Source organism: Microcoleus sp. AT3-A2 (assembly GCF_036705685.1).
Lineage (GTDB): Bacteria > Cyanobacteriota > Cyanobacteriia > Cyanobacteriales > Microcoleaceae > Microcoleus.
Map to the genome: position 1 here is coordinate 33635 of NZ_JAUBVF010000045.1, position 17861 is coordinate 51495.

Here is a 17861-nt window from a genome sequence, read left to right on the forward strand (position 1 = left end):
TAAAAGATCTACTTCGTTAGAGGTGAACTTAAAATGGTACAAACAAGATTAAAATCCTTAACTTTAGAAGAGTTTCTCCAACTACCAGAAACCAAACCTGCCAGCGAATACATTGATAATCAAATTATTCAGAAGCCAATGCCACAAGGGAAACACAGTGCGACTCAATGTGAACTAATTATTTTCATTAACGCTATATTAAAACAAAAAAAAGTTGCACGAGCATTTCCCGAACTCCGGTGTACCTTTGGCGGAAGGTCAACAGTGCCTGATGTTTCAGTATTTGTGTGGAACCGAATTCCCGCCGATGATAACGGCGAAATTGCTAATGTTTTTCCCATAGCTCCTGATTGGACAATTGAGATTTTGTCGCCCGACCAAAGTCAAACTAAAGTTACTAAAAATATTCTGCACTGCTTAAATCATCAAACTCAAATGGGCTGGCTGATCGATCCCGACGAACAATGCGTTTTTGTTTATGTTCCCCAGCAACAGACAGCAGTATTTGATGAACCAGAAATGCTGCTACCTGTGCCGTCCTTCGCTAGCGAACTGCGGTTGAGTGTCGGAGAATTATTTGGCTGGCTGCTGAAATAATCTTCGGAAGGAAGGAGGAAGAGGGAAGAGGGAAGAAGGAAGAAGGAAGAGGGAAGAAGGAAGAGGGAAGAAGGAAGAGGGAAGAAGGAAGAGAGTGATTTTGACACGGCTACACGGATTAAATACTGCCAACAGTCAACAGTCAACAATCAACAGTCAACGGACTAACGCAACTCAACTTCTCGCTTGACTTCTGCCAAAACTCGATCGCCTCGCATCAACCGATATTCGGCCCGCCAAACTCCGGGAATCAGAGGAGAATTTGTACTGTTTCTTTTGCCAACATAACCCAACCAAGTGCGGCTGGGGGCTTTAATTTCATTGGTCTGATCGGCGATGGTTGTGCCGTTGGGTGCAAATAATTTGTATTGTTCGCGATCGCCCTTGAGCACTCCGTAACTTTGCACCCAAAACAACAAAGCTGGACTGTTTGCAGGGAGTTGAGTCTCTGAAAATTGTCCTTCCCAGACAGCGTTAATATCGGGCGGCTTATTGGCAAAACCGGCCCTAATTAAACCTGTGGAAATATAGTCTAGAGGCTTGTCCCAAATAGGATTGCGGGCGATGTTGCAGCCTGCCTTCGCGTCGGACCCGACAAACGGATCTACGGGCTTGCCTTGATAGCGATAAGTTACGTGTACGTGGGGGAAAGATGCCATCCCAGAGTTTCCCACCATGCCCAAAACAGTGCCTTTTTGTACCTGCGTACCCGGTTTGACGGCAACGCTGCCTTTGCGGAGGTGGCAATATTGGGCTTCCCAACCACCGCCGTGGTCGATTACCATGCCGTTGCCGCATTCTGTGCCTGCGATGTTGGCTTTTTCTGTATCGTTCTGTAAACGCCGATCGACCACACCATCTCGTGCTCGCAAAACTTTGCCTGCTGCGGAGGCAATAACTGGAACTCCTTTTGCCATTGCTTTGGCGTCGGGAATCGCAAAATCTGTGCCGTCGTGGCCGTCGTAGGTTTGGCGCCCGCAGCCAAAATCAACGGCGGTGGGGCCGGGTTCTCGATCGAAATACAGCAATACAAAACAGTCTTTGCCTAGGGTACAGTCGATCGGCTGGCCGAATTGCGGGTTGTTGGGCTTTTGGGCGACTGCGGTCGAGACGAGACGCTGGGCGATCGTGTTGGCTTCGGCGATCGGGGCATTGACTCCGGTTGTGGTAGCACAGCTAGAAAGACTTGTCAACCCCAAGGTCAACAAAATTGCAGAAATGTGTTTTGTGGAGAGTATAGTCATTCGCCAGTTGGATGTAAAAGCTGAGGTGGGTAGTGAAAAATCAATTAATGGTTCAGAATATAGTTGCTCCAGAATCTAGACGATTGGTAAGGCGTTTTCGTTTCCCATACTTGTGGTATTATTTTCAGTTGGAAATTTTAAAATTTTAATTACTTAAAAAATGCGTTCTAAAATTCGATCGCTCATTTCGATAATTCGGCTGGTCGGGCTTGCTGTTGCTGCTTTGGGGATGTGGGGATTTGCCACCATTGCCGAAGACGTGTTGGAAAAAGAAAGTTACGCTTTCGATAGCTCTATTTTACTAGCTCTGAGGAAATTGCACACTCCGCTGCGCGATCAAATAATGCTGGGCTTTACCTTTTTGGGCGAGCCGAAGTTGCTGCTAGTGATTTGTCTGATTTTGGGTATTATTTTGCTAGGGCGCAATCACCGCTCGGAAGCTGCAACTATTGCGTTCGCCGGTGGGGGAGCGATCGGTTTAAATTTACTGTTAAAAAGACTTTTTGCCCGCGATAGACCTCAACTTTGGGAGCGCGTTGTTGACGTTCGCTTTTACAGTTTTCCTAGCGGACACGCGATGATTTCAATGGTTATTTACGGTTTGCTAGGATATTTCTTGGCTACGCGCTTTCCCAAACAGCGCTGGTTTATTTACAGCTTGACAGTTGTATTAGTTGCTGGTATTGGTTTGAGCCGGCTTTACCTAGGAGTTCACTGGCCTACCGATGTTATTGCTGGTTATACGGCGGGTTTGGTGTGGCTGATTACCTGTATTCTCAGTTTGGAAATAGGGAAGGAATTTCGTTCTTTTACTAGGGCTTCTAAAGAGGAGTTTTTGTCACCAGAACCCTCTCAAGAAATAACTAATGACTAATGACTAATAACTAACAACTATTTTCTTTTGAGTAAAACACATGGCAATTCCTTTTTCGTAGTAAGCAGCCTCGTTAATGAAAATTGGATATACGGTGGATTTGCCTTCATACAATACTGACTCACCATCAAAGGTCAAAAACATCGGATCGCCGGGATTTAGGGCTTGATAATCTCTGGATTGCAGATGAGGATGAATCATTCCCTGAATTTCTCTGTTCTCGTTTCTGGGATAGTCGATCGCCCCAATGGTGTGATAAATAGTCAGGGGATTTTTTGCAGCAGGCATTGTGCCTTGATTGTAGGCTTCTACGCCGTCTAAAATTCGGCACACAACTTGCTCAGTTTGCTGAAATAAAGAGGCATCCAAGACGCCTTGCGGGACTGCACCAACTTCCAGCGTACCGCCTAATACCGAAAGCGATCGCAGCAAAGGACTATCATGATTCTTGGTTGTAGAAGCGAGTACCTTGAGGTGGGGATACACTGAGGTTACATAAGCTGCTAGTTGCAGGTTAAATGGATGATGGCTGGCGAGAATAAATGTTAGCCCCATGTTGGACGTGGTGCTGTGCAAATCGATAATTAAGTTGGGCAGATGAGTGTTTTTTGAACTAAAAAGGCGGTAGATTTCTTTCGCCCGCTGCGCTTCATAGCTGGAGAGATGGGGATTTTCTAAATCTTGCTTTCTAAAGCAGCGGTTGAGGTCAATATCGATGTAGCGTGTCCCGATTTCGCAAGCTTTGGGATTGGCTAGCAGGGTGATAGTTTCAAAAGTCGATCGCCCAATTAACTCTGGTGCGCGATCGAATTTCTTCACGAGGTAAATTCCTGTGAGTTCGTTTCCGTGGGTTCCTCCCACTATGGCAACACGTTTAATTTGGTTCATAAACAAATAACTTCCTATCCCCAGCCTATCACCCTTTGTCATCTGTTGGTAAAAAACATGAAATTGAGGTTGATTATGTGTTTATATTTAGATTAGGTAAAGTTTTAGTAAGCAGGTATCACACGTAGAACTGAGAAACCTGGTTTCTCTGGGTATTTCTCGTCACTAAATAAAAAAATACGATCGCCACCGGGAAGAAATCGATCGCATTATTGTTTCCGAGGAAACCGAATAGTAGAATAGTAGATAGCTAAAACAGGGATTTTAGATATGGGACTGAATGAGTATTTTGATTTTTTAGCACCGGATGATATTCGCATTAAAGGACATCGCATCGGGATTGAGACGGTACTGTATGAGTATCTTTATCGGGAACGCACCCCAGAAGAAATTCAGCAACTATATCCATCTCTAACTTTGGCAGAAGTTTATACGACTATTTTGTATTATTTACAGAATCAAGAATCAGTAAGTAGATATTTGCAAGATTGGTTGGAATGGTCGCATCAGCAGCGAAAGATCCAAGTAGCCAATCCCCATCCTGCGACAGAAAGATTGCGAAAATTGAAAGCTGAACGGGAAAGACAATCTGTTATCCAGGGTGCTTGAGAAATGGCGCTCAAATATTTAATGGACGAGAATGTTACGCCCATTTATGCTACACAACTTCGGCGAAAACGCCCTGATTTAGTAGTTTGGGCAGTGGGCGAAATTGGTACACCCCCAAAAAGCACTCTCGATCCAGAGATTTTGGTGTGGTGTGAGGAGCATAACTTTATTTTGGTGACAAACAATCGCAAGTCAATGCCCGTACATTTGGTAGATCATCTGGCTCAAGGTGGTCATATTCCAGGGATTTTCGTTTTGAATCAGGATTTAAGTATTGGGCAAAATATTGAGGAATTGATTGTGATTGTGGATGGTTCGTTTGATAACGAATACCAAGACCGAATAATTCATCTCCCTTTAACATAAATCTACTAAACAAAAAATGTGTAGCCTTTTTCCTCCCCAGATTCCTCGCGGGTGGTAAGAAACCGGGTTTTTGCTCAGAAGACGGGTTACAGTCGTAGAAACCCAAAAAAACCAGGTTTATTGAGTTTGACTGTCACAATAAAATGAATCCTACCGAGACACAAAGGGTATGACGCCAGAGGAGTTGTGGCAGTTTATCGACAAAGCCGCAGATGAAGGCCAGACAGAATTGGATTTGGCAGCGTTCGAGGAATTGTCGCCGGAGATAGGCAAGTGCGCTCCGCTTCAGAGGTTGGTGTTGGGGAAATTTGCTATGATAGTTTGAGTGATCGCACTATTATATATTCCGTAAATTACCAGCTATGAACATTCAGTTGGTTGACTCCTTAATTCAAGTCATTGAGTCGCTGACACCTGAAGAGAGTTTGCTGTTTCAAGAAAAACTCTCAGCTAGGGCGATTCAGAGTACGCCTGGAGTCTGTGGAGGAAATGCCCGGATTCACAACACCCGCATTCCTGTTTGGACACTGGTTTCGCTTCACCAACAGGGCGCTAATGAGGCTGAGTTACTTCGGAATTATCCAGTGTTGGACGATCGCGATTTAGAGAATGCTTGGCGTTATTACGATCGCCACCGGGAAGAAATCGATCGCATTATTGTTTCTCATCATACAGATGATTAAATCGATTAAGTTTAAGAAAACCAGTTTTCGATTGCCAAGTCTTGAAAGTTTGCATAATCAGCAACATTTCGTGTCACCAGAATCAGATTATTGACTTTAGCTATCGCTGCAATTTGCCCATCAGCATAAGACGGTGTAAGCCCGATTGGGATGAGTCTTGCTCGTTCTTTAGCGAACCACTCAGCCGCTTCTTGAGTGTAGGGCAAAATCGGTAATTTTACTTTCACTTCTTCCTGAAGATAAGCTTCGATCGCACTGCGACGCTTAGAATCTGGCATTCGATAACAGCCCAGCAGAACTTCCTGCCAAACGATCGAGGCGATCGCAACTGTGGATTTTGCCTCAATTAGTTTAGTCATCACATTCGCATTCGGAACAGGACGAACAGGTTCGGAGATAATGTTGGTATCGAGTAAATAACGCAGCGTCATTCAAAGATGACCTCGCGTCCTGCAAAAGTTCGATCGCGAACTTCTCCCCAAATTTCATCAGGATTTAAACCCAGTTCGTGCAGTTGATATTTTTCACGAAATGCACTGAGAGATTCTCCAAAGCTAAGTTCGAGATTCTGTGGCTGTTTGCGGCGTTGAATGTATTCGCGCAAGGCGATTTCAACTAGAGTCTCGAACTCAATTTCTCCCTCAAGTTCGATCGCCTCTTGCAGCAGTGCCGTATCCACATTCAGGCTCGTCACCATTGGCTTTCCTCTTGTAACCGTTATTTTATTATAGTTGTGATGCCTCGCTCAGAAACCGGGTTTTTGCCCAGAAGACGCATGACAGTGTAGAAACAAAAAAAACCCGGTTTCTTTGATTGTGACGCGCGGGAAACTCCCCACCAAGCGAAAATTCCTGTCACAATAAAATGAATCCTACCGAGAGACAAAGGGCATGACGCGAGAGGAAGCAGTGCGGCGAATTGACCAAGTAGCCGAGGAAAAATTGACGGAACTGGATTTGTCGGGGTTGGGGTTGGAGGAATTGCCGCCGGAGATTGGCAAGTGCACGCAGCTTGAGTCGTTGGTGTTGGGGAAGGTAAATAGATGGCGAGTAGGGGCTGATGGTAAATGGACTCCGCTACCGATTACGAATCAATTGACATCACTGCCAGATGAATTGCGATCGCTGGCAAATTTGCGATCGATTAACCTCAGCAGCAATCCATTCGGAAAAATGCCAGAATTGCTGCTGGAAATGAAGCAATTAGAGAGTTTAAATTTAACCGGCATTGGTTTAACAGAAATTCCAGAGGCGATCGGCAAACTGTCCAATCTGATAAAGCTTAACCTCAGTCACAATCAGATTGCCCAAATCCCAGATGCGATCGAGCAACTGTCCAATCTGACAGAGCTTTCCCTGTGGAACAATCAGATCGCACAAATCCCAGATGCGCTAGAAAAACTTTGCAAAGCACTCGCCAAACTGTCCAATCTGACACACCTTGACATCAGGGATAATCAGATTGTACAAATCCCAGATGCGTTAGTACAACTTTCCCAACTGAGAGAACTTAACCTCAATGGTAATCAGATAACCCAAATCCCAGCAGAAGCACTTGTCCAACTGCCCAATGTGACACATCTTCACCTAAGTAGCAATCAGATTACTCAAATCCCAGATGCGTTAGCAAAGCTTTGTAAAATACTCGTCCAACTGCCCAATATCGAACACCTTGACCTCAGTGATAATCAAATTGCACAAATCCCAGATGCGCTAGAAAAGCTTTGTGAAACACTCGTCCAACTGCCCAATCTGAGAAGCCTTTACCTCAGTGACAATGAGATTGCACAAGTCCCAGATGCGTTAGCAAAGCTTTGCGAAGCACTTGTCCAACTGCCCAATCTGAGAGAGCTTAACCTCAGTGGCAATCAGATTGCACAAGTCCCAGATGCGATCGGTCAACTGTCCAATCTGACAAAGCTTGACCTCAGTAACAATCAGATTAAGCAAATCCCAGATATGCTTGCCCAACTATTTAATCTGACATGGCTTCAGCTCGGGAGCAATCAGATTACCTCCATCCCAGAGGCGATCTGCCAACTGTCCAATCTGCAAGGGCTGGGACTCCATGACAATCAGATTACTCAAATCCCAGATGCGATCTGCCAACTGTCCAATCTGGCAAGTCTTACCCTCTTTACAAATCAGATTACGCAAATCCCAGATTCGATCGCCCAACTTTCACAACTTACAGGACTTGACCTCTGTAACAATCAAATTGCTCAAATCCCAGATGCGATCGGTCAACTGTCCAATCTGACAAAGCTTGACCTCAGTAACAATCAGATTAAGCAAATCCCAGATGCGATCGGCCAACTGTCCAATCTGGAACAGCTTTACTTTGGAAGAAATCAGATTGAAACTATCCCTGAATGCTTGGAAACACTGCCAAAACTTCAAAAACTCGATCTCCGTCGCAATCCCTTGCCCATTTATCCAGAAGTTCTAGGGGGGGCTGAAAAGTATACAGGCTTCAGCACTCACGCCACCATCTTCAACTACCTGCGCCAACTCCGCAGCGGCGAAGTCCGCCCCCTCAACGAAGCCAAAGTCCTCCTCGTCGGGCAAGGTAGCGTCGGCAAAACCTCCCTCATCAACCGCCTCACCCACAACCAATACAACCCCAACCAGCCCCAAACCGACGGACTCAACATCACAGACTGGCAAATTACAGTCAACACCAAACCAGTCAAACTCAACGTCTGGGACTTCGGCGGACAAGAAATCTACCACGCCACCCACCAATTTTTCCTCACCAAACGCAGCCTCTACCTCCTCGTCTCCAACTGCCGCAGCGAAGACGAAAACCGCCTCGAATACTGGCTGAAACTGATCGAAAGCTTCGGCGACGCATCCCCCGTCATCCTCGTCGGCAACAAGTGCGACGAACAACCCCTGGATCTCAACCGCAAAGCCTTGCGCGACAAATATCCCAACATCAAAGCGATTGTCGAAACTTCCTGCGAAAGCGGAACCGGCATCGACGAACTCCGCAGGGCCATCCACACGGAAATCTCCCAACTCAAAGAAGTCTACGATCTTTTGCCGCTAAGCTGGTTCCAAGTCAAGCAGCGCCTGGAAAACCTCGACAAAGACATCATCAGCATCAGCGAATACGCCACCATCTGCGCCAAAGAAAACATCTTTGAAGAAACCGACCAAACCCAACTCATCGGACTGCTGCACAACCTGGGCATTGTCCTCAACTTCCGCGAACACCCCATCCTGCAATCCACCAACATCCTCAATCCCCACTGGGTGACAGAAGGCATCTATGCCCTCCTCAGCGACGAGGCACTCAAAGTCAAAACCAAAGGCATTCTCACCTACGCCGACCTCAGCCGCATCCTCGACTCAACTAAATATCCCAGCCGCCGCTACGACTGCCTCACCGAGTTGATGGAGGAATTTGAACTCTGCTTCCCCGTCAGCCATTGTCCCGCGCCGACTTTCCTCATCCCCGGCATCTTGCCCAAAGAAGAACCGCAAAACACCAAACTCCAAGGCGAAACCCTGGAATTTCAATATCACTACCGCATCCTCCCCGACAGCATCCTCTCGCGCTTCATCGTCCTCATGCACGAGAAAATCCACAAATGCACCCACTGGCGGACGGGGGTTATGGTGGAGTACAGGGAAGGGGCTGAGGTGTACAACATCGCGCGGATCAAATCTGACCCGGAAGATAAGAAAATCTTTATTGCCGTTAGCGGGCGGGAATCGACGCGGCGTTCTTTCCTCAGCATGATTCGCGATACGTTTACCAAAATCCACAATTCTTTTGCCAATCTGGAAATCAGTCAAAAGGTGCCGGTTCCCGATAATCCCGATGCTGAACCGCTGGATTATGAGGAATTGCTGGGACACGAGGGTGAGGGTCTGAACAAATATTTTGTCGGCAAACTTAAAATCTGGCTGAATTTGCGAGAGTTGCTGGATGGGTATGAGTCGATCGAACTTCGTCGCAGAAACCAAATGGGCGATCGAGATTTAGACTATACAGAAGACGGTTATCCTGGAATTAACATTCACGTTCATCAAAACAATCTCGATCGCAGTTCTAAAACAACTCATCAAAACGGGCGCGGCGATAACTTTGGGGGCGATCGAATTCAAGGCGACAAGATAATGGGCAATTCCGATGAAACTCCCCAACGCTGAAGCTGCGTTTATTGATATTCACAAACTTCGGGACTATAGCTTGAACATCCTGCACGATCGGGGAAAACACAAAGCTCGGTTATTTCTTGCTATCCTAGGGTTAAGTGCTGAAGATGCCGAAGAATTGGAATTTATCCTGTTAGAAGCGATTCAAATCTATGATGCTATCTCCTCCAGCCAAGATGAATACGGTCAACGCTATCTGGTCGATTTCCCCCTAACCCGCAATGGAAACACCGCAACAATTCGCAGCACTTGGATTGTCCGTTCTACAGAAACGTTCCCCCGACTCACTAGCTGTTACATTCGGAGGTAAATTATGGTAAAGGTGATCGTCAAGTTACAATTACTCGATGTTGTTGCCATCAAAGAAGATTTACCCGATGCTAATTTACTTGCAGGTCAAGTGGGTACGATCGTCGAGGTTTTAGCTCCAGAAGTTTACGAAGTCGAATTCAGCGACGACGATGGACAAACTTATGCAATGTTGCCACTACACAGCAGTCAACTGTTACAACTAAAATATAAGTCTACAGCAGAAAATACCTCCATGTCTCATACTATTCATCAATACGGTCAAGGCGATAAAGTTGGCGGTGATAAAGTTGGAGGTGATAAAGTTGGAGGTGATAAAGTTGGAGGTGATAAAGTTGATAACTCGCAAGCCAACAACCTAGAAGGCGCTAATGTTTCCGGTGTTATCGGCCGCGACAATGCCCAAGCTAGCAATAGCCAATTTAACCAAAATAATAACGCCAATACGGCAGAAATCCTGAAACTGATTTCCTCGATGCGTGAAACCGCCGATCAGTTTCCCGAAGACATTCGCGATGAGATAATTATTGATATTGAAGATGTCGAAGCCGAAATCAAAAAACCGGAAAGCCAATGGAATAAAACCAAATTAAAGAAAAGGTTAACAGCTCTTGTAGCGGCGGGTACTGCGATCGCAATTCCGATCGCAGGCATGACTGATTTTGCTGATAAGGCGATCGATGTCAGCAACAAACTGGGTATCGAACTCAAGCTACCGTCAGGACGCTAAATCATTTAAAATTAAGGTAATTGGGGCGCTCATTGCCCCAATCATTCCCAAAACCTCGGTGTGACCATGCGTAAAATTGTACTATTCATTGCATCTAGTCTGGACGGTTATATCGCCCGATCGAATGGCGATATTGACTGGCTGTTTACAGACCAAAATTACGGTTATAGTAACTTCTTAGATAGCATCGATACGGTTCTCATGGGTCGGAAAACTTACGAACAAGTTCTAACTTTTGGCGAGTATCCGTACCAGGAAAAAAAGAGTTATGTTTTTACGAAAAATCTAGATTTTCAAGCCACTCCTGATGTCGAAATAGTAACAGATTTAGAGAGTTTTGTCAATGATTTGCGCTTGCTTGAGGGCAAGAATATTTGGTTGGTGGGAGGTTCTCTGCTGATTCGCGATTTCCTGAATCAAAACTTTGTCAACGAAGTGATTTTGTCGGTGCACCCGATTATTTTAGGCGAGGGAATCCCTTTATTTGTTAATCCCATAAATACTACAGCTTTGCAGTTAACAGGATGTCAGACATACAGTTCTGGTATGGTTCAGCTATCTTATGATGTCGCGACTTGAGGGCGCACCTAATTGCTTAGTCGCTGGCACAATACTGCCAGTTGGTTATCAAAAAAGGTAAGATAGGAATAAGTAAGTTAGTTATCGATATATTATGTCTGCCAGAGATGTTTTTCATGAAGTTGTCAAAACAGCTTTGCAAAAAGAAGGCTGGCATATTACCCACGATCCGTTTCCGATTAGTGTGGGCGGTGTAGATATGTCGATCTGGGAGCAGAAAGGCTGATTGCGGCAGAAAGGGAAGGCGAAAAAATTGCCGTTGAGGTCAAAAGTTTTTTGGCAAAATCGTCGGCAATCTCGGAATTTCACAGAGCATTGGGGCAGTTCATTAATTATCGAGCCGCACTCAAAGAAAAAGCACCAGATCGCATTTTGTACTTGGCTGTGCCGTTAATAACCTATGAAGAATTCTTTCAACTAGATTTCCCGAAAGCAAGGATCGAAGAAAACCAGGTAAAAATGATTGTTTATGATACAGCAGTTGAGGTTATTGTAGAATGGAAAAATTAAGCAAATATCGGCAAATTGTGCAGCAAATGTTACTGGAGTACGGCAAGCGCAAACCTGCTCACGGAGACATTGAAGTCGAGACAATTCTTGATACAGAACGAGATCATTACCAAATCTTCTATGTGGGCTGGGACAAGCAGACTAGGGTGCATCACTGTAGCATTCACATTGATATCAAGGGCGGGAAAATTTGGCTTCAATGGAATGCCACTGAAGATGATATTGCTGAAGATTTAGTAATAGCCGGAGTTCCAAAAGAGGATATTGTTTGGGGGTTTCAGCCGCCCTTTATGCGGAAGTATACGGGTTATGCAGTAGAATAGATAAGAGATATAAAAGCTGTATTGTACATAAATGGCTGCTAGAGATTTATTTCACGATGCTGTAAAGGAAGCGCTTCAGAAGGAGGAGTGGGAAATCACCGCAGATCCGCTGATCGTCAAAATTCAGGGTGTTAAGTTTGAGATTGATTTAGCCGCAGAGAAGATTTTGGCGGCGGAAAAATTTGGTCAAAAAATTGCTGTTGAAATTAAAAGCTTTCTCAACAACTCTGCAATTACTGACTTTCATCTCGCCTTGGGTCAATTTTTGAATTATCGGCTTGCCTTACAAATCAAAGAACCGGACAGAACACTGTATCTAGCAGTACCATTTGATACTTTTGACTCGTTTTTTCAAGAGCCATTTATACAAGAAGCGGTCAATGTGTATCAACTTAAACTCGTCGTTTACGATCCGCAAAAGGAGGTAATTGTGGAATGGAAAGAGTAGAGCATTACCGCCAGTGTATCCGCAAATTGCTAACTCAACAAGCTACGCTAGAAAAGCCTAATTCAGGCGTTGAATGCCAGCTTGTTTTTGATGGAGAACATGACCACTATCAGTTACTAGATGTTGGCTGGGAGGGGCTAAAGCGGATATACAACTGTTTCATTCATTTGGATATTAAGGATAGCAAAATTTGGATTCAGCGCAACATGACAGAAGTAGATATTGCACGGGAATTTGTGGAGATGGGAGTGTCTGAGGAGGATATTGTGTTGGGGTTGCATCCACCTTACAAGCGTCCGCATACTGGTTTCGGAGTAGCGTAAAGGAAAAGGCGATCGCAGATGATGAAATGTGTTTGCTACTTTTTGCTATTAATATCTTTTTTCTGGGTGGCGCTTCCTGCTGACGCCTCTGTATGCCGCAATTATCAAGGAAGCGAGATTTGCATTGTCGATATCAAACGCAGTGCAAAAAATTATTGGGAATACAGGGTAATTCTTAGTGTTGATGGAGTGAAACAGCCTCTAGAAGTCTACAATTGCCGCGATCGCACTACAGTTAAGAAAGATGGAACAGTTTTGGCGTTTGGACAAAACAACCCTGGTGAAATAGTCTGCGGTTTTTTTAATCAGAAATAAGTAAATGAAGTTATTGTAGAGTGCGCTTCGGGCTGAATGTGGCTACCACAAACTCAAGAATTTTTCCCGAAGCGCACCCTACGTTAGAATTTGCCGTCTACTGCTGAAACGCAGCGTTCGCAAATTAGCGGATGTTCGATCGACTCTCCGACGTGAGTAGAGTAGTTCCAGCAACGATCGCACTTTTCCCCGTCTGCTTTGACTACACCAATCGCCAACTCTGGAGACTGATAACTGTACGGCAATTCCTGAATCGCTGCATTCGATTCTACCAGTTCCACTTCTGAAGTAATGAACAAATACCGCAGTTCGTCTACACCGTTGCCGGTCATTGTAGAATCGTGCCCTGCAGCTATCTCAGCAGGAATTTCTGGTTTGGGTTCGATCGCAACTAATTCTGCTTCCGGGATTTGGGGTGTTTCTACAAACACTTTTTCGGCTGGGGCTGTTTGTGCGATCGCCTGTGTTTCTACAAGCACAAGCGCTGCATCTACTGGCGGTGCGAGGACGATCGCCTTTGTTTCTGCAAGTACAAGCGCTGTACTCCGGCCCACCACATCTGCTGTCAGGAAATCAATTTGTTCTGCAATTTTTTGACGGTTGGCGGCAAACAGCAAGTGACGGAAAGCAAACCAGATTGTAAATAAGATGCCGATGACTTCAAAGAAGCCTCCCAACATCGGAATCTGATTCATCGTATCCAAAATCGCCAGCGTTACTCTGCCCGTTACTAACACAGAGGCTAACAGCCCAAGTGTTACCAAAACTTGTTGGTATTCTGTAAAAAAGTTGCCCGCGTATTCAGGCAAATTAGCTACAAACTCGGCGGCTTGATCTAAGATTGGCTGCGAATCTGAAGCCGACAGTTCAGGGGCAGAATACTCTACTATCTGAGAAGGTCGATCGCGCTTTTGTGCGATCGTTTCCGCCTCAACATAAACTGTGTTTTCTGTCAAGACTTTGGCAACTTTGGCCGCTTGTTCTTCCTGTTTATCTTGTGCTGCTTTTGCTTTTTCCTCTGCCGCTAACTCTATGACGGAATTTTGCGATCGCACATAATCCACCAATTCTTCACTGCTGGGATTCAAAGCTTGCAATTGCTCTCTTTTCTCAACATCGGGAACGTACAATAAAACCTTAGCTTCCAAAGAAGAACCGATCGCCTTTTCCATCCGGGCTTTTTCCAAAACCTTATTAACTTCGCCGCGCACTTGTCGCAAATACTGCCAGCGATTAGCCAATTCTGGATTGTGCCATGAAGCATCCATTTGCACCCAGCCGGCTTCAAACACGGACTTGTAAGGAGTCGGATAGGGAAGGTACTGCCAAATATCCTCAGCCATGTGACACAACACAGGTGCGATCGCCCTTGCCAAATTCTCCACAGCAATTGCAATCACCGTCTGACAACTGCGGCGGCGACGGGTATCTGTCGCGCTGATGTAAAGTCGGTCTTTGGCAATATCCAAGTAAAAATTCGACAAATCCACCGTGCAGAAATTCTGCACAGTTTGGAAGAATCGGGAAAATTGGAAGCTTTCAAAAGCCTCTTGAACTTCCGCAAAAACTTCGCCCATTCTGTGCAGCATATAGCGGTCTATTTCCGGCAATTCCTCGTAAGCAACCGCATTTTTTGCCGGATCAAAGTCGTGCAAATTGCCCAGCAAAAACTTAGCTGTATTGCGAATTTTGCGGTAAACATCTGACTGCTGTTTGAGAATGTTTTTGCCCAACGGCACATCGGCCGAGTAGTCTACCGAAGACACCCACAACCGTAAAACATCGGCTCCATATTCCTTAATTACGACGGCCGGATCGACGACATTTTCTTCAGACTTGCTCATCTTGCGGCCTTTTTCATCGAGTACAAAACCGTGAGTCAAAACTGTTTTGTAAGGAGCAATGCCGTTAGTTGCTACACTGGTAAGTAAACTCGATTGAAACCAGCCGCGATGCTGGTCTGAACCTTCCAAATAGATATCAGCAGGATAGTTTAATTCCGATCGACCTTGGGCAACTGCGGCCCAGGAAGAACCCGAGTCAAACCACACATCCATCGTGTCTGTACCTTTGCGGTAAGTGCGGCCGTTATTGCGGTAAGATTCCGGCAGCAATTCATCGATCGACAATTCCCACCAAGCATCGGAACCTTTCTCGGCAAAAAGGGCTTGGACATGGGCGATCGTTTCTTGATTCAGCAGCGGTTCGTTGGTTTCTTCGTCGTAGAATACGGGAATCGGAACGCCCCAAGTCCGCTGGCGAGAAATACACCAATCCGATCGATCGCTAACCATTGCAGTAATCCGATTTTCCCCTTGGGCGGGAATCCAATTCACCTCGGCGATCGCTTTTAAGGCTTCATCTCGGAACCCTTCAACGGAAGCAAACCACTGTTCTGTCGCCCGAAAAATAGTCGGCTTTTTGGTGCGCCAATCGTAAGGATAAGAGTGAGCGTAACTTTCCTCTTTAATCAAACAATTTGCTTCCGCAAGGGCATCAATCACTGCGGCATTGCCGTTTCCGAGGACATTTAAACCTGCAAACTGTCCGGCTTCTGCGGTGAAATTTCCGTTTTCATCTACGGGCGTTAAAACTGGCAAACCGCAGCGTTTTCCAACGATAAAGTCTTCTTGTCCGTGCCCCGGTGCAGTATGCACCAACCCCGTCCCGGAATCAGCGGTAATGTAGTCACCGCCGGCAACAATTGGACTTTCGCGATCGAACAGTGGGTGTTTGTAGCTGCAACCTTCTAATTCTTTGCCTTTGAAGGTGGCAAGTATTTTTAATTCAGTGTTAAAAGTTGCCGACAGCCGATCGACCGCATCGACAGCTACTAACATAAATTGTTGTGCGATGTGCGAATTTGCCGGCGGTTCCACCACCGCATAAGTCAGTTCGGGATTGACTGCGATCGCCAAGTTCGCCGGAATCGTCCAAGGGGTAGTCGTCCAAATCGCCGCCCAGAGGCTCGGCATATAGCGCTTGAGCTTCGACTGCAAAGATTTTGACAACTTTCTCACATGGAAGCCGACGTAGATGCTGCGCGACGTGTGGCCTTCGGGATATTCCAATTCCGCTTCGGCGAGGGCTGTTTTCGAGCTCGGACTCCAGTGCACGGGTTTAAAGCCGCGATAGATGTAGCCTTTGAGAACCATTTGACCGAAAACGCCGATTTGAGCCGCTTCGTATTCGGGTTTCAGGGTTAAATACGGGTGTTCCCAGTCGCCCCAAACGCCGTAGCGCTGGAAGGATTCGCGCTGCTGTTCCATTGTTTGCTGCGCGAAGGCGGCGGCTTTGCGGCGGAGTTCGATCGGCGTAAGATTTAGCCGATCGTCCGATTTCATGTTTTGCAATACTTTAAGTTCGATCGGCAATCCGTGACAATCCCAACCGGGAACGTAGCGAACTTTTTTGCCGCGCAGCATTTGGTAGCGGTTGATAAAGTCTTTAAGGATTTTGTTGAGGGCGTGGCCGATGTGGAGTTGTCCGTTGGCGTAGGGTGGCCCGTCGTGGAGGATGAACAAGTCGCCTGGGTTATTTTCCGAGAGGCGATCGTAGATTTCTTGATCTGCCCAAAATTGTTGCAATTCTGGTTCGCGCTTGGTGGCGTTGGCGCGCATATCAAACTTTGTTTTGGGCAGGTTTACGGTGTCTTTGTAAGATTTAGCTTCCATTTTTGAGAAACGTTTTATGTAGTTAGTTGTTAGTAGTTAGCGGTTATTTGAAAGATGATATCAAGTCCGGTTAAATAATCATAATCAAGTTTGTAGTGACCACTTTAGTCATCTCTCGTCATTGAAGAGCTGACAACCAGATATTTTAGTATAAGCGATCGACCGCACATTAGATCGAACCAAATCCGTAGAGTTCTCTCTCTTCTCTTCCTCTGCGCCCTCTGCGCCCTCTGCGGTTAAATCATTCATAAACCGAGGTGGCGCTACTGAGTCAGCCAACTGAACATTTCAGCGACGGTGAGATTGAAGGATTCGGCAAAGGTTGGAACGGGGATGCGATCGCCCGGTTCTTCAAAAACTGCTATGGTGCGATCCTCTGCGAGGGCTTCGCTAACGGCAAAATAGACAAATACCAGTTCTTCTTCCGGGTCAATCAACCAGCCCATCTGGGTTCCGTGGGCGAGACTGTAGAGAATGTTGCGGACGACTTTAGTTTGACTTTGGTCGGGGGAAAGAATTTCGATTGTCCAGTCCGGGGCGATGGCGAAAGTGTTGGCTACTTCGCCGTTTTCGTCGCGGGGAATGCGTTCCCAGGTAAAGACTGCAAGATCGGGTACAGTCGATCGACCGCAAAAGGTACAGCGCAATTCTGGATAGGCGCGGGCGATGCGTTGGGGTTTGAGTACCCGGTTGATGTCAGCACCCAAATCGCTTTGAATTGTGCTGTGTTTTCCTTGGGGCATAGGTTTTTGGATAATTTGACCGTCGATGAATTCGCTGGCGGGTTTGGTTTCCGACAGTTGGAGAAATTCATGGAGACTCAAAGGTTTAGAAGCGGTTTGAACCATTATTGTTATTTGATTTAAGTTTAATTTGTATTAGTTAAGCGATCGGGCATTTAATTTATCAAGAAAATTGGTCTAAAACCCCGTCCTTCGCTTGACGGCTTTAAGTGGTCTAACTCGTTTGACGGCGAGTCCGACAGGGATTGAAATCCCTGTCTCATAGCGCAAGTCCTCTGCAAGAGGACTGAGGAGGTTGATTAACGTGAAATGCGAAACTCAACATCGAGTTGAATTGACACTTGCAGTCGGTTTTATGCGAAACTCAACATCGGATTGAATTGACACTTGCAGTCGGTTTTAACTGAGATCTTGCACCATTCTCAATTAGCCATACTGCCAACCACTAACAGTGATGTCAAAACCCTGCTGACGAGCTAA

Annotated in this window: 20 protein-coding genes and 1 pseudogene; 15 read left to right on the forward strand and 6 right to left on the reverse strand. The window is 45.9% G+C overall.

Annotation, left to right across the window (positions count from 1 at the left end):
- Window positions 1–33 precede the first annotated feature (33 nt).
- Window positions 34–597, forward strand: a complete 564-nt coding sequence (locus QUB37_RS21290) for a Uma2 family endonuclease (RefSeq protein ID WP_333165799.1) — start codon at window positions 34–36, stop codon at window positions 595–597.
- 164 nt (window positions 598–761) lie between these two features.
- On the opposite strand, the gene QUB37_RS21295 is transcribed toward QUB37_RS21290, so the two are convergent.
- A complete protein-coding gene (locus tag QUB37_RS21295; RefSeq protein ID WP_333165801.1) occupies window positions 762–1841 on the reverse strand; it encodes a M23 family metallopeptidase in 1080 nt (359 codons plus the stop codon).
- Between the two features lie 160 nt (window positions 1842–2001).
- On the opposite strand from QUB37_RS21295, the gene QUB37_RS21300 reads away from it, so the two are divergent.
- Entirely contained in the window at window positions 2002–2715 is a 714-nt protein-coding gene (locus QUB37_RS21300) for a phosphatase PAP2 family protein (RefSeq protein ID WP_333165803.1), read from the forward strand.
- Window positions 2716–2718: 3 nt separating this feature from the next.
- Here QUB37_RS21300 and QUB37_RS21305 read toward each other — a convergent pair whose 3' ends face one another.
- A complete protein-coding gene (locus QUB37_RS21305) occupies window positions 2719–3603 on the reverse strand; it encodes an aspartoacylase (protein WP_333165805.1) in 885 nt (294 codons plus the stop codon).
- 270 nt (window positions 3604–3873) lie between these two features.
- On the opposite strand from QUB37_RS21305, the gene QUB37_RS21310 reads away from it, so the two are divergent.
- From QUB37_RS21310 to QUB37_RS21325, 4 genes are all read left to right on the forward strand, one after another.
- Entirely contained in the window at window positions 3874–4212 is a 339-nt protein-coding gene (locus tag QUB37_RS21310; protein ID WP_190735861.1) for a DUF433 domain-containing protein, read from the forward strand.
- 3 nt (window positions 4213–4215) lie between these two features.
- On the forward strand, window positions 4216–4578 hold the full coding sequence (locus tag QUB37_RS21315; protein ID WP_333165808.1) for a DUF5615 family PIN-like protein: 363 nt from the start codon (window positions 4216–4218) through the stop codon (window positions 4576–4578).
- Window positions 4579–4747: 169 nt separating this feature from the next.
- A complete protein-coding gene (locus QUB37_RS21320; RefSeq protein ID WP_333165811.1) occupies window positions 4748–4903 on the forward strand; it encodes a hypothetical protein in 156 nt (51 codons plus the stop codon).
- A gap of 37 nt (window positions 4904–4940) precedes the next feature.
- On the forward strand, window positions 4941–5261 hold the full coding sequence (locus QUB37_RS21325; RefSeq protein WP_333165813.1) for a DUF433 domain-containing protein: 321 nt from the start codon (window positions 4941–4943) through the stop codon (window positions 5259–5261).
- Between the two features lie 11 nt (window positions 5262–5272).
- Here QUB37_RS21325 and QUB37_RS21330 read toward each other — a convergent pair whose 3' ends face one another.
- Both QUB37_RS21330 and QUB37_RS21335 read right to left on the reverse strand, forming a co-directional pair.
- On the reverse strand, window positions 5273–5692 hold the full coding sequence (locus tag QUB37_RS21330) for a type II toxin-antitoxin system VapC family toxin (RefSeq protein WP_333165816.1): 420 nt from the start codon (window positions 5690–5692) through the stop codon (window positions 5273–5275).
- Window positions 5689–5958 carry a type II toxin-antitoxin system VapB family antitoxin gene (locus QUB37_RS21335; protein WP_242723481.1) on the reverse strand — a complete coding sequence of 90 codons (270 nt, stop codon included), beginning with the start codon at window positions 5956–5958 and terminating at the stop codon, window positions 5689–5691. Before QUB37_RS21335 ends, QUB37_RS21330 begins: the two co-directional genes overlap by 4 nt.
- Before the next feature lie 193 nt (window positions 5959–6151).
- On the opposite strand from QUB37_RS21335, the gene QUB37_RS21340 reads away from it, so the two are divergent.
- The 9 genes and pseudogenes from QUB37_RS21340 to QUB37_RS21380 all read left to right on the forward strand — a co-directional run bounded on the left by QUB37_RS21340 (window position 6152) and on the right by QUB37_RS21380 (window position 12964).
- Window positions 6152–9421, forward strand: coding sequence for a leucine-rich repeat domain-containing protein (locus tag QUB37_RS21340; protein WP_333165818.1), 3270 nt, complete (start codon window positions 6152–6154; stop codon window positions 9419–9421).
- Entirely contained in the window at window positions 9402–9737 is a 336-nt protein-coding gene (locus tag QUB37_RS21345) for a DUF6883 domain-containing protein (RefSeq protein ID WP_333165820.1), read from the forward strand. Before QUB37_RS21340 ends, QUB37_RS21345 begins: the two co-directional genes overlap by 20 nt.
- A gap of 3 nt (window positions 9738–9740) precedes the next feature.
- Window positions 9741–10466, forward strand: a complete 726-nt coding sequence (locus QUB37_RS21350; protein ID WP_333165822.1) for a DUF4926 domain-containing protein — start codon at window positions 9741–9743, stop codon at window positions 10464–10466.
- Window positions 10467–10532: 66 nt separating this feature from the next.
- Window positions 10533–11045 (forward strand): dihydrofolate reductase family protein, encoded by a 513-nt coding sequence (locus QUB37_RS21355; RefSeq protein ID WP_333165824.1) that lies wholly within the window; start codon window positions 10533–10535, stop codon window positions 11043–11045.
- A gap of 94 nt (window positions 11046–11139) precedes the next feature.
- Window positions 11140–11555, forward strand: a pseudogene (locus QUB37_RS21360) (XisH family protein).
- Complete coding sequence (locus tag QUB37_RS21365) at window positions 11543–11878, forward strand: XisI protein (protein ID WP_190732840.1); 336 nt, start codon at window positions 11543–11545, stop codon at window positions 11876–11878. Before QUB37_RS21360 ends, QUB37_RS21365 begins: the two are co-directional and overlap by 13 nt.
- A gap of 31 nt (window positions 11879–11909) precedes the next feature.
- A complete protein-coding gene (locus QUB37_RS21370; RefSeq protein ID WP_333165828.1) occupies window positions 11910–12326 on the forward strand; it encodes a XisH family protein in 417 nt (138 codons plus the stop codon).
- Window positions 12314–12649 carry a XisI protein gene (locus tag QUB37_RS21375; protein ID WP_333165831.1) on the forward strand — a complete coding sequence of 112 codons (336 nt, stop codon included), beginning with the start codon at window positions 12314–12316 and terminating at the stop codon, window positions 12647–12649. The genes QUB37_RS21370 and QUB37_RS21375 overlap by 13 nt, the downstream gene beginning before the upstream one ends.
- 18 nt (window positions 12650–12667) lie before the next feature.
- A complete protein-coding gene (locus QUB37_RS21380) occupies window positions 12668–12964 on the forward strand; it encodes a hypothetical protein (protein WP_333165833.1) in 297 nt (98 codons plus the stop codon).
- An 83-nt stretch (window positions 12965–13047) separates the two neighbouring features.
- Here QUB37_RS21380 and ileS read toward each other — a convergent pair whose 3' ends face one another.
- Window positions 13048–16638, reverse strand: coding sequence for an isoleucine--tRNA ligase (ileS, locus tag QUB37_RS21385; RefSeq protein ID WP_333165836.1), 3591 nt, complete (start codon window positions 16636–16638; stop codon window positions 13048–13050).
- 263 nt (window positions 16639–16901) lie between these two features.
- Complete coding sequence (locus QUB37_RS21390; RefSeq protein WP_333165839.1) at window positions 16902–17486, reverse strand: Uma2 family endonuclease; 585 nt, start codon at window positions 17484–17486, stop codon at window positions 16902–16904.
- Window positions 17487–17861: the final 375 nt, after the last annotated feature.